This is a genomic window from Halomonas maura (assembly GCF_030409305.1).
Taxonomy (GTDB): Bacteria; Pseudomonadota; Gammaproteobacteria; order Pseudomonadales; family Halomonadaceae; genus Halomonas; species Halomonas maura.
In genome coordinates this window covers 215834-228244 of sequence record NZ_JAUFPQ010000017.1, presented here as the reverse complement: position 1 = coordinate 228244, position 12411 = coordinate 215834, and the positions used below count along the sequence as shown (strand labels likewise).

Here is a 12411-nt window from a genome sequence, read left to right as displayed (position 1 = left end):
GGTGGGAGTCATGGTGATGCGTCGGAGGTGCCCAGGAAGCGCGATCGCTGCGCCGCGAGCTCGCCGTGGAGATGGTCCAGCAACGCGCGGACTCGAGCGACATGGCGGAGATCCCGATGGGTGAGCAGCCACAGGCCGACGCTCAGCTCGGGCAAGGGGCCATGCACACGAATCAGCCCAGGGGTGGCGTCACCGAGAAAGCAGGGCAAGGGGGTGAGGCCGGCGCCGGCCCGGGCCAAGGCCAGCAGGCTGGCCACGCTGTTGCAGCGCACCACGGGCGCCACCTCGGGCAATCGGCGTCGCAGCCAGCGGGCCGAGGCCAGGTGCGCCAGGCTGTCGTCGGGGGCGATCCAGTCATGGCGCTCCAGCGCCTCGGTCGACGGGGCGTCGGCGAGGTAATCACGCGCACCGTAGACGGCGGTGGCGATATCCGTGATCCGCCGCCCCACCAGGTTGTCCGGTGGCGACGCCGTGGGGCGCAGCGCCACATCGGCATCCCGCTTGCTGAGGCTCAGGAAGGGGTTCGAGGTGACCACCTCGAGCCGGATCTCCCGATATTGCTCACGAAAGGTCGTCAGGATAGGCGCGAGCCCGCCATGGAGCAGGGTATCCGTGGTCGTCAGGCGAACGCTGCCGCTCGGTCGGGCATCGCGACCCGCGAGGCGCCGCTCCAGCGCATCGACCTCGCTGCCCAGGCGCTCGGCGATCGCCAGGGCTTCCTCGCCAGGCGAGGTGAGGGTAAGGCCATCGCGATGGCGGTCGAACAGCCGCACGCCCAGGCGCTGCTCCATCTGCCCGAGCCGCCGAAAGACGGTGGAAGGATGGACGCCCAGTCGATCCGCCGCGGTTGCCAGCGTGCCCGCCTCGGCCAGGACACGGATGTAGCGCAAGTCGTCCCAGTTCATCATTGCATTATTGCAGCATGAAGCTGCGTTTTCGCCTATTCACGTTGTGAAAATGCGGGTCTAGGGTGAGATCATACCCAATGGCCATGAGGACGCCGCCATGCCCGACCATCCGTTAAGACTCGTCAGCCATCATCTCTGTCCGTATGTCCAGCGAGCGGTCATCACGCTGACCGAGAAGGGCATTCCCCATGAGCGGCAGTACATCGACCTCGCCAACAAACCGGCCTGGTTCCGCCGTCTTTCGCCGCTGGGCAAGGTTCCCGTGCTGTGCATCGGCGATGCGGTGCTGTTCGAGTCGGCGGTCATCTGCGAATACCTGGAGGAGACGGCATTGCCGCGGCTGCATCCCGAGTCGCCGCTCCAGCGCGCGATCCACCGGGCCTGGATCGAGTTCGCCTCGGCCACGCTGGCGGCCATCGCCGGCTTCTACAATGCCCCGGACGCGGCAGCGTTCGAAGAGCGGCGAGGTCAGTTGCGCGAGCGCCTGGCATGGCTCGATCGCCACCTGCCGGGGGCGCCGTATTTTGCCGGTGAGCGCTTCCATCTCGTCGATGCGGCCTGGGGGCCGGTGCTGCGCTACCTCGACACCTTCGATGCGATCGATGACTTCGGGCTGCTCGAGGGGCTCGAGCGGGTCGTCGCCTATCGACGCGCCCTCGCCTCGCGCCCCTCCGTTCGCGACGCCGTGCCCGACGACTATGCGGCCCGTCTGCGGGACTTCCTGGCGCGTCGCCCCAGCCATCTCGCCGAGCGGATCACCACGGAAGCCTGAGTCATGAGACGTGTTCGAGCCCTGATCGACGGTCGCTGGTATTCGGCCCTGCCGCTGGATGACCCCCTGGTGACGACGCTGCGTGACCGTCCGTCACGCTATCGTCAGTGGATCACTCCCGATGGTTCGCCCGGCCCGGCGGGGCAGGCCGCCCGGCGGGCCGAGCCGGGTCGCTACCATCTCTATGTCTCCTACGCCTGTCCCTGGGCCCATCGCACGATCCTCTATCGCAAGCTGAAAGGCCTCGAGGGGGTCGTCTCGATGTCGGTGCTGCATCCGCGCATGGCCGGCGAGCACTCCTGGCGGTTCGCCGATACCCCCGACAGTACCCCCGATCACCTGCATGGCTGTCGCTACCTGCACGAGGTGTATCGCCGCGGCGACCCGACGGCCACCACCATCGTCACGGTGCCCCTGCTATGGGATCGGGCGACGCAGACCATCGTCAATCGCGAGTCCGGCGATATCCTGCGCATCCTCGAGGATGCCTTCGATGCCTGGGGCGATCCCGCCGTACGCTTTCGCCCCCGGCAACACGGCGAGGCGATCGAGCGCATGAATGCCTTTGTCCTGGGCCGGGTGTGCACGGCGGTCTATCGGACCGGCTTCGCCTCGTCGCAGGCGGCCTATGACCGGGAGGTGGACAGGCTCTTCGCGGCGCTCGACGAACTGGAATGGCGCCTGGCGCGTCAGCCCTACCTGCTCGGCGACGCGATCACCGAACCCGACTGGCACCTGTTCTGCACCCTGGTGCGCTTCGACGCCGCCTATCACGGTGCGTTGCGTTGTAGCCGGCGGCGCCTGCTCGACTATCCGGCGCTGTCGGCCTATACCCGTCGCCTCTACGCCTATCCGGGCGTGGCGGACACCGTCGATTTCGAGGCGATACGCAGGCACTACTACGACGACCATGCGGAGATCGACCCCACTATCGTGGCGGCCCCTCCGGACATCGACTTCCGCGACGGCGCGGTGGATCGCTCATGGTCGCCTTCCGGCCTCGAGGCGCCGGTTCTCCTCGATCGATGACCCCCTTCGCGCCTCGATCTCGGCCTCGGTGAAGCGCGGGGTGATGTGTTGCGGACAGTTCCAGTCGAAGGCCGCCACGGTAATGATGAAGCCGCACTCGAGAGGGGCGCGGCCCTCCCCGTCGTCCAGGCGGGTCAGGATCTCGACATCCTCCCGCCCGACGATGCGCGCGCGGCCCAGCAGTTTCAGGCGCCGGCGGTGGGGATAGTCCATGAACAGCAGGGCGACCCGCTCATCGTGTATCACGTTGCCGGTGCTCACGTACTGGCGGTTGCCGGGGTAATCCGCAAAGCCGATGGTGAGGGCGTCCAGCACCTTGACGAATCCGCTGGGGCCCCCGCGGTGCTGCAGGTATGGCCAGCCGGTTTCCCCGACGCTGGCGATGTAGAAACTGTCGCGCGCACGAATGAAGGCCGCTTCCCGCTCGCCGATCCGCTGATGGCTGTCCGCGCCTTGCTCCAGGCGTGCATAGGCATCATGACTGCCGTGGGCGGACTGGAGTCGGCGGACGGTCGGGGTACAGGCGATCTCGGCGAACTTGTGTCCCATGGGGAGTTCCTCGTCGTGTCGGCATCCATGCGCCGAAAGGCACCACGCGGGACGAGACTACCGCCTCGACGTCACCGTGCGGTTCCAGAAGTGAATGGGCCAAGGCTCGGGATGGGGAGTGCGGAACCAGCGCCGCCGAGGCAGGGTGGCCATGTCCCCGGCTTCCGGGAGGGCTCCCCGGGCACCCTGTCGCCAGGGTGCCCGGTGTCGGGGCGAGTGCCTCGCCGGTAGGGCGCAGGGCGGCTTAGACCACGACCTGAAGCGCAATGGCCAGAATCGCGAGCCAGGAGAGCAGGTAAGCGGGCGTGCGCAGGTAGGGAATCCCCAAAGTATAGACGGCGGCATGGGCGAGCCGGGCCCAGAAGAAGACGGCCGACCACAGGGCGAGTTGTTGCACCGCCGCAGCGTCATCCCCGGCCAGATAGGCCGCCGCGAGCACGACGCCGATAAACGCCGGCAGGGTCTCCACCATGTTGAGGTGCGCCCGCTGTGAGCGCTCGACCCAGAGGGGGCGTTCCTGCCGCTTGACCGGGAAGCCCTCCGGGTAGTTGTGGAGAAAGGCGGGTAGTCCCCAGGCCACCAGGCGGGCGAGGATGTAGGGCACCCACAGCAGGACCGTCAGGGCGGCACTCAGGCCGACGTAGTAGTAAGCGAGTTGCATGTGATTTCCCCCCAGGTGTCTCAGCGGAACCAGGTGGCTGGCGGTGCCCGTCGCGGCTTCCCCGCCACGGGCTCTGATGGCCTGGTAGCCGATGTCGTCTTCGTCTACCAGGCCCGGGATGGTCCTTCGTCAGGCCGCCGGGCGCAGGCCGACGACCGGAAAGTCCACCTCGGTGCCGGCCACGTGATTGACATAGTTGGTCAGCAGGTTCAGGGCGACCTGGGCGATGGTCTCGATGATCAGGCCGTCATCCAGGCCGGCCCGGCGCGCGGCCTCCAGGGTGCCATCGTCGAGCTTCGCGCGGGAGCGCACGATCCGCCGCGACAGTTCGATGAGCGCCTCATCCGGCGTATCGCTCGCACCGTGTCGACGCGCCCGGGCGATGGCTGCCTCGCTCAATCCCGTGCCCTGGGCGAGGGCGGTGTGGGCACTCAGGCAGTAGGCGCAGGCGTTTTCCTGCGCCACGGCGAGCGCGATCAGTTCGCGCTGTGGGGCGCTCAGGCGCCCCTGACCCAGCGCTTCCGAGAACTGCAGGTATCCGTTCAGGGCGGCCGGCGCCCGGGCGAGGGTGGCCAACAGGTTGGGCAGCATGCCCAGCTTGGTCTCGACCGCCTGCAGGGTGGCGGCGGTCCTGGCGTCGGCGTGGTGCGGATCGGTGGGCAGAATGCGTGGCATGGTATCGGCTCTCCAGTGCTTGGGAGTGGATGAACGCCTCCGGGGCGTGTGATAAGCCTGGCAGCTCCGAGAAGACTCGTTGTATCTTTAAATCTCGATTGTCATACCAGGAGTATCGCCATGGAGGATCGGCTGGCCGAGTTGCTGGAACGCTTCGAACTCCGTGCCCGGGTCTTCCAGGCCGGTCCCCTGTGTCATTCCGCCCACTTCGACGAGGCAGACGGCCTGGGATACCTGCATGTCCAGCGAGGAGGCAGCCTTCGGGTGGAGTCTCCCGACCATCCCCCCCTGCTGATCGACGAACCCAGCCTGTTCTTCTACATGAATCCGACCAGTCACCGCCTGAGGCCCCAGGGCCGGGACGTGGAGTTGGTCTGCGCCTCCATCGAGTTCGGCCAGGGCCTGTGTCATCCGCTCGCACGCGCCTTGCCCGAGGTGGTACTGATCCGGCTGCGCAACATGCCGACCCTCGACATGAGCCTGCGAGTGCTGTTTCACGAAGCGGCCGAGCGCCACTGCGGACGTCAGGCGGCCCTCGATCGGCTGAGCGAGGTGGTGTTCATCCAGGTGCTGCGCGACCTGATGGACCGCCAGCGCCTGCGGGTCGGGCTGCTCGCCGGGCTTGCGGATACCCGGCTCGCAAGGGCCATCAATGCCATGCATGCCGAACCGGCGCGCGCCTGGTCGTTGGAAGATCTCGCCGCGACAGCGGGCATGTCACGCGCTCGCTTCGCCATCAGGTTTCGAGAGGTGGTGGGAAGGACGCCCGGCAGCTACCTGAGCGAGTGGCGGCTGGGCCTGGCCCAGTCACTGCTGCGCCAGGGTAAGCCGGTGCAACTGGTGTCCGATGTCGTGGGCTACGGGAGTGCCAGTGCCCTGTCGCGTGCCTTTCGGGCGCAGGTGGGCCTGTCGCCCACCGAGTGGGTGAAGCAAGACACGGAAGGTTAACCGGTACCTGACCGAACAGCATCCGGGGACCAGCAAGAGCGGGAAGAAGGGGCCCTTCACTCAACGGCGGTTGAGCCATGAAGGGCCTCGACGGCATCTGCGACATCGGCATCGTCGCAGCCGGCAGCCTGCCGGGCGCTGCAGTTTCAGGCTACGCGGTTTGCCAGAGCGCACTGATTGTAAAACGACAGTATCCTTGTTACCTGATCCAGCCTCCGAAGGAAACTGCTCTTGCAGGCGCGCTCGTCGACGGTATGGTCATACTCGCCAAAAGGCCCTAGCCCGTCCAGCGTCGGGATATGCATCTCCGCGACGACGTTGGCATCGCTGACCCCGCCTCGCCGTTCGGTCGGAATAGGGGCATCGATGATGGACTCGAGCTGCGCCAGGAAGTCCATCTGGGCCGGGTTGGGCTCCATGACATCCCGCTGCACGCCACCCTCGATGGTGATGTGTACTCCAGCAACAGGATTATGTGTCACGAGACCCTTGATAGCGGATGTGACGCGCGCTTTTTCGCTGCCAGAGCAGAATCGAGCTTCCACTTTCAGCTGAGCCTTGGGGGAGATAGTGTTGGCCCCGATACCGCCCTGCATTTTCCCGGCATTGACCGTGGTCCCTTCCGCCAAACAGGTGAGCTTGGACAGCTCGATGATCATGTGGGCCGCGGCCAGGTTGGCGTCAATGCCTGACTGGTAATGATTTCCCGCATGGGCGGCCTTGCCCACGATCGTGACCTCGTAGGTGGCAATACCCTTGCGCCCGATGACGACATCCCCATTTTTGCCCGCGGCTTCAAACACCAGGCAAGCATCGTAATCTTCAGCCAGTTGTCTAGTTAACCGCTTGCTGTCGTCGCTGCCGCTTTCCTCGTCGGATACCAGCAGCAGGTCGATATTGGCGATGGCGCCAAATTTCTTCTGTACGGCCCTGAGTGCCGATATCGCAATATAAAAGCCACCCTTCATATCGCAGACCCCTGGCCCATAAATCCAGTGATCGTCTTCGAAAAAGCCCTCGAAAGTACCCGGTGGGAACACGGTATCCAAGTGGCCAAGCAGTAAAATTCGCGTTCCCTTGCATTTTGCCGATGTAAAGTGCAAATGATCGCCAATATCGCTTCGTGGATACACTTGTGTTTGGAAGCCTAACGGCTCCATCCATGATCGAACCAGCCTGCCTGCTTGATCGACGCCTGCCTTGTTTTTTGTGTAGGAGTTGATGGCGATCAAGCTCTTCAATTCAGAATAATCAAATCTGTCGATGGTCATGTCCATATGCAAGATCTTGTTGGCGAGAAGGGTATTAGGATCTCATTTGGCGACATTGCCATGACATCTTCTTTGCAGTTGAATGAATCTTGGGTTGCGTGTGGATGTTCTTCCCGAGGCGGTGTCAGCCCGGCAGGAGCTTTTTGTGGCATACGGTGCAGTGGTGTAAAAATACCTTCATGATTTGTCGGTTCAATACGGTTAAGCATTTGCGCCGTCTCTAGCGGTGGTGAGGGCTGTGATGTGTTTGGCGGTGACAATATAAAAATATAATGAATGATGATCTGACGTCATGTTGATATGTGAGTCGACAGGGTGATCGTAATGGGTGAGCACTGAGAGGTTGTCGGGTGAGGCATCCAAAGCTGAGGCTGTAGATAAAAGTCATTCATGGTCATGAGTTCGTTGTTTCAGTAATTTACATCACGAGGGCGTAGTCGTTTAATGGAATCCTACACGGTTGGTTTCTGGCTTTACAGTAACGGTGGTGGCGAAGAAATAGAGCGTCAGTTGATTAATAAATTGCAAGAGCGGGATATTGCAGTGGTGACGGGCTTGAACCTGGCACATGCAGTGGCAAAGGAGGGCGTTATCGTATGTCACGACGTCGTGATGGAAGAGCTGGATCTCTTCCTTTCATACAATGCGGGAAAGCAAACGCCCTATCAGATGTATCTCTATCAGACCCTGAATGAGAGCATTCCCCTAATCAACAATTATGATGCATTTGCGCTGACGGAAGATAAGTTCAGGACGGCACATAAGTTGAACCGGGCCGGCATTGCGACTCCTGAATATCGTTTATGCAATCGAGATTCCATTTGCAGCCTGAAAAATACGCTCAGAGAATGGGGCGGTAGGGTGGTTTATAAGCCAACCGATGGCTGGGGTGGTGTGGGAATCGTCAAGATAGAGAACGAGCGTGCACTGGATATGCTGTTGCCGTTCCTTGGGCAAGCCGATATCCGCCATTTCTATGTCGAGCGCTTCATTAATTATGACAATACCGATTATAGAGTCGATATTGTAGACGGCGAGGTTGTCGGATGTTACGGCCGGAAAGCGCCTCAAGACGACTGGAAGACCAATATCACGAGTGGCGGTTCTGTTATTCGTCGAGAACCGGACGATGAAGTCATCGATCTGGCGCTCAGGGCAGCAAAGGTTACCGGGTTGGAGATTGCCGGGGTCGATTTGCTTTACGATCTGGAGCACGAACAGTATGTGGTGCTTGAAGTCAATGGCATTCCGGCTTTTGCGACTCCAGAGCAACAGAAGATGGGGCTGGATTTCAATGATAGAAAAGTCGAGAAAATTGCCCAGTTGATTGATAGAAAAGTTCGGAAGACTAACGAAAGGGAAGCCGCATAGATGCAATCTTCAGCATTACCAAAACTGGGTCTGCTATACCTGGATCACGTGCTTCGGTTCTTTGATAAATCTAATTTCAAGGGCTGGCCGAACCAGATAGAGACGGTTACCTATCATTGGGGGAATGATAAGGAACGGTTTATCCGTGAGGTGAGGAATAAGAAAATTGATGTGTTGATAGGTAATATTCCTGCCACCGCCTATGAAACGTTTCGTGACATCGCCAGGGAACTGCCCGACGTCACTTTCATGCCATCGATGGATGCGCAGTTTTCCAATAAATCGAAGGAGAATGTAACGCATTTCTGTCACAAGTATGACTTGCCCGTACCGAAGACACGGATATTCTATGCCGCTGAACAGGCTTGGGATTTCCTGGAGGGAAGCACTTACCCAAAAATCATCAAGAGATCGTACGGCCCCTCCAACTATGGCGGCTACTATGTACATAAGGTGGACAGCTTTCAGGAGGCTCATGAACTCCTGTCACAGAAAGGCTATTTCCCGGCCTATGTACAGGATTTCGTAAAGATGAAGGCCGACATCCGTGTGATGTTGATTGGGCATAGTCCGGTATGCGCTTTTTGGCGTAGGCCGCCTGAAGGTGAATGGCTGACCAATACCAGTCAGGGAGGGAGTATCGACTATAGCGATGTTCCGGAAGAGGTTCTGCGATTGGCGACCGAGTCTTCCAAGGCAGCCAATGCAGAATACTGGGCCTGTGACATCGCCGTGGATGAAAATGATCAGTATTGTATCCTTGAATGTGCCACCGCCTTTGCCGCCTTTCCTTATATCCGCGACTGGATCGGTCAATACCTGATGTGGAAGTTGTCAAACGGTGCTTTCAGTAAACCGCATATTCCTCTCTATAATTGGGAAGAGCTCGGCAAGATATCGTCCTCACTGCTGCGGACGATGCGACAGATCAGCTTCAGTTCATACTCGCCGAGTCAGGACTCGGCTGACACCTTCCTGGAAATGTCCAAGAATAACTTTCCTATTCTTCCCACTGAAAGGAGAAACGGGGAAGAGTGGCCCAGTGAAATCTGGAACAGGCAGGTGTCCAGTCGCAGCGTTCGGTCACGCGGTTCAGAACAGCAACGCAAGACGGATGCTGCTACGGTGGCGCCCGGTAGCGACGAGTCAAGCGACGAGTTCGGTGATGTGCCCAGCAATGACTCTCCCTTGACTGCAGAGGCTCTACAGGGGTTTCTTCGGGGAATCAAAGGTATAGGCGAAAAACTTTCGGCAACGATTCTGGAAGCCTTCGATACGGCTGGGCTGGTTGAGACGCTGGATAACGAGCCGGAAAAATTGCTGGTGATTCCAAGAATCAGGACTACGACGCTCGAACAGATCCGGCAGGGCTGGATCGATTACCGTCATTCTCTTTCTCGTTGATATAGAGCCATGAAACGACAATATGCTTCCTATCAGGAAACCATTGACATCTTGACTCAGGCTCAGCAACAGTACCCGAATCTGATAAGGGTGCAAAGTATTGGTGAAACCTGGGAAGGCCGGCCGATCATGTTGGCGACGATTTCGCAGGATGTTACGTTTGCGGATTTGAAGCCAGCACTGCTGTACACGGGTTCTATTCATGCTCGGGAATGGATAGGTAATGAACTGGCTCTGCGCTTTATCCAGTATTTGTTAAAAAATCATGAGTTCAATCCTCGGGTCCTGAGTGCCCTTGCCAGGAACACGTTGTATATAGTACCTTGTCTAAATCCTGATGGGTTTGAATTTAGTCGCAATCACTTTTCCTTTTGGCGTAAAAACCGTCGGGACAACGGAGATGGTACCTATGGCGTTGACCTGAACCGAAATTTCGGCATCAGGTTCAAGAAAGGCACGAACACCGGCAGTAATACCTATAGTGGACCTCACGCCTTCTCCGAGCCTGAAACCAAGGCGATAAAGGATTTTGTCGACAAGCGCGGCAATATCACTATTGCCCTGGATTATCACTCTCAAGGGAATGTGTTCTTCCCGGCTCATAAATTTAATCATGAGAATGAGATAGACGGCACGGATCTCAACAGATTATGTGCCAACATGAATCACGAGATTGAAAAAGTAACGAGTCGACGCTATGGCATCCATCGCGGCAAGCCACCCTTCAACTTGATCAATGGCAGTGGGCGAGAGTATTATTATAGTCGCGGTATCCTGGCGACTGTCGTTGAGGTGGGAACACGAAATATTCCTGACTACATGCAGGTCATGTCTCAGTCGATTGATGAGAATATTCCTGCAATTCTCAGAGCGCTCGAAGAAGCCATCAACTATTCCCCCGTGGCTCCCAAGAGGGTGGAAAATTTCACGATGAAGGACGTCGAGCCTTTTTCGGTTACCCTGCAGTGGGAATATGACGCTTCCCAGGATGTGGTGTTTGAAATATATCGCAGTGAGCAACCCAAGGCGCACTGCTCACAGGATAACCTGGTTGCCGTTACCCGATCACTGTTGTTTACCGATGTCCAGTTAAGGAGCGGTCATACCTACTATTACAATATTCGCGCCTTGAATCGCTTGAGTAAAGTGTATTCTGCCTTCAGTCCGGAACTCAGCCTCAAGACTTTGTTGTCTCCGGATGAGTTCTCTCGACGTCTATTTCCTTCACCCAGTCAGGTGGGGTATGTGGGTCAGTTGACAAAGGATCGTAATCGAGAACATTTCGGTCACAATTCTCTCTTTATTGGCATCAATCAAACGCGAGGAATCTGCCATGGCGTGCTGGCGTTCTCGCTTGAGAGCCTGCCGGAGAATGCAGTTATAAAGTCGGCCAAGCTGCAGCTCTATCCCATGAATCGGGTCAGCTGTAAAATCGAAAAGTACGGTGAGTGGGTCGTCTCCATGCTGGAACCGACGCAGACTCCGGATATCATGGATTTCGAGTCCATTCACAATGTCAGACCGCTGCATACATTGGGACACGCCATCGAGTCGGATAAGCTGACCCAGGGAATATGGTCGGAGTGGAAGTTCAATCAGCATGAGCGAGAATTGTTGAAAGAGCAAGTCGGCAACAAGCAAGTTGTATTCCGGGTGTCGGGTCCAGACACATTGCCGATCGGCAATGATTCACAGATCATGCAGTTTGATATTGGATATGGAAAGTTCGGTGGCGGCATTCATTATCGTCCGTGTCTGGATGTAATCTATACCAAGCAGCCCGATACGATAGAGCTCGAGCCGATCGCGTTGAATACCATTTTTGAAGATGAAGTGGTGGAAGGTCAGTTAAAATCAGGCTTTGATCAGTCGGGTCAGGTGGTATACGGGCAAATGGAATTTTCATCATCCCTACTGCCTGCTCCAGAAGAAACCGTGATAACGGATGCCTACCTGGTTTTGCAAAACAAGAACTCGCTGAATACCACGCAGGATACCCGATTCACGATAGAGCTTGCAGAGTTGAGGGATCTGGATTTATCCAGCGTTAAAGGCCGCCAGAAGATTGAGTATATCGGTTATGAAGTGAGCAATGAAATGCTCAAGAAAGACAAGCTTCATCACTTCGCATTTGACCGATTATGCAAGTCGGAACTGGAGCGGTTCCATGCCGAAGACAAGTCATTCTATTTCATCGTCAGGGCGACTCGATCCAGCTACGAGAAAAGTGCCCTGATCGATTGGCATGATCAAGGTGACGAGAAGAGAGCCAGGCTGGTTCTCAATTATATCACTCGTCGAAGGCAACCCTTGGCAACTCCTGGAAACTTCACTTCGGTGATTGAAGACGGCATGGTTAAACTGACCTGGGAAAATCCTGAGCATAAGGATTTCGTCGGATGTTACGTGGTGCGCAACAGGTTTCACCCGCCGCGGTCTCCCTTCGATGGAGTCAAGCTCTATGGTGGAAAGGACGAGTACACCTACGATAACTTTGGCAATCCTAATATTCCGAAATATTATTCGGTGTTCTCGTATGATAATGTTCCCAATTATTCCACACCGGCCTGCCTGTATTTTTCATCAGAGGAAGTCGTTCCCATTCACGAGGAGGAAATGGATGAAGTGATTGGGCTGCAAGAGGATGAACAGCTGGATGCCTGAGGTAGGGCGGTCTCGGTGACCCAGTGCAACATCTCACCCATCGGGTACGGTGACGCCATGACCCCTGCAACCGTCATCGCACCGCCGAAGACCTAACCCCTTTCCTGATGATGCGCGCCAGTCTCTCGATCTGGCTCATCGCCACTCATCCGGGACGTG

Annotated in this window: 11 protein-coding genes; 6 read left to right on the top strand and 5 right to left on the bottom strand. The window is 57.9% G+C overall.

All coding sequences use genetic code 11. From position 1 onward, the window contains the following. Positions 1 to 8: 8 nt before the first annotated feature. Positions 9 to 908 (bottom strand): LysR family transcriptional regulator, encoded by a 900-nt coding sequence (locus tag QWY76_RS11105; RefSeq protein ID WP_290311267.1) that lies wholly within the window; start codon positions 906 to 908, stop codon positions 9 to 11. A gap of 97 nt (positions 909 to 1005) precedes the next feature. Between QWY76_RS11105 and QWY76_RS11100 the strand changes: the two genes are divergently transcribed. Both QWY76_RS11100 and QWY76_RS11095 read left to right on the top strand, forming a co-directional pair. Next, complete coding sequence (locus QWY76_RS11100; protein ID WP_290311266.1) at positions 1006 to 1680, top strand: glutathione S-transferase family protein; 675 nt, start codon at positions 1006 to 1008, stop codon at positions 1678 to 1680. 3 nt (positions 1681 to 1683) lie between these two features. Then, the gene (locus tag QWY76_RS11095; RefSeq protein WP_290311265.1) at positions 1684 to 2709 is read left to right on the top strand and encodes a glutathione S-transferase family protein; all 1026 of its coding nucleotides are present in this window, start codon (positions 1684 to 1686) and stop codon (positions 2707 to 2709) included. On the opposite strand, the gene QWY76_RS11090 is transcribed toward QWY76_RS11095, so the two are convergent. The 3 genes from QWY76_RS11090 to QWY76_RS11080 form a co-directional block, all read right to left on the bottom strand. Then, positions 2662 to 3258, bottom strand: coding sequence for a pyridoxamine 5'-phosphate oxidase family protein (locus QWY76_RS11090; protein WP_290311264.1), 597 nt, complete (start codon positions 3256 to 3258; stop codon positions 2662 to 2664). The genes QWY76_RS11095 and QWY76_RS11090 overlap by 48 nt on opposite strands. A 244-nt stretch (positions 3259 to 3502) precedes the next feature. Next, positions 3503 to 3919: an MAPEG family protein gene (locus QWY76_RS11085; RefSeq protein WP_290311263.1), complete on the bottom strand. Its 417-nt coding sequence runs from the start codon at positions 3917 to 3919 to the stop codon at positions 3503 to 3505. Between the two features lie 129 nt (positions 3920 to 4048). Continuing rightward, the gene (locus QWY76_RS11080) at positions 4049 to 4594 is read right to left on the bottom strand and encodes a carboxymuconolactone decarboxylase family protein (RefSeq protein ID WP_290311261.1); all 546 of its coding nucleotides are present in this window, start codon (positions 4592 to 4594) and stop codon (positions 4049 to 4051) included. Positions 4595 to 4714: 120 nt separating this feature from the next. Here QWY76_RS11080 and QWY76_RS11075 point away from each other — a divergent pair, with 120 nt between their 5' ends. Next, positions 4715 to 5542, top strand: a complete 828-nt coding sequence (locus QWY76_RS11075) for an AraC family transcriptional regulator (RefSeq protein WP_290311260.1) — start codon at positions 4715 to 4717, stop codon at positions 5540 to 5542. Between the two features lie 146 nt (positions 5543 to 5688). Here QWY76_RS11075 and QWY76_RS11070 read toward each other — a convergent pair whose 3' ends face one another. Next, a complete protein-coding gene (locus tag QWY76_RS11070) occupies positions 5689 to 6819 on the bottom strand; it encodes a M20 family metallopeptidase (RefSeq protein WP_290311259.1) in 1131 nt (376 codons plus the stop codon). Positions 6820 to 7257: 438 nt separating this feature from the next. On the opposite strand from QWY76_RS11070, the gene QWY76_RS11065 reads away from it, so the two are divergent. From QWY76_RS11065 to QWY76_RS11055, 3 genes are read left to right on the top strand one after another with little or no spacing between them, the layout of a single operon-like run. Beyond that, entirely contained in the window at positions 7258 to 8184 is a 927-nt protein-coding gene (locus QWY76_RS11065) for an ATP-grasp domain-containing protein (protein WP_290311258.1), read from the top strand. Next, positions 8185 to 9588, top strand: coding sequence for an ATP-grasp domain-containing protein (locus tag QWY76_RS11060; protein WP_290311257.1), 1404 nt, complete (start codon positions 8185 to 8187; stop codon positions 9586 to 9588). Positions 9589 to 9597: 9 nt separating this feature from the next. Further along, a complete protein-coding gene (locus QWY76_RS11055) occupies positions 9598 to 12252 on the top strand; it encodes a M14 family zinc carboxypeptidase (protein ID WP_290311255.1) in 2655 nt (884 codons plus the stop codon). The last annotated feature ends 159 nt before the right edge of the window (positions 12253 to 12411 follow it).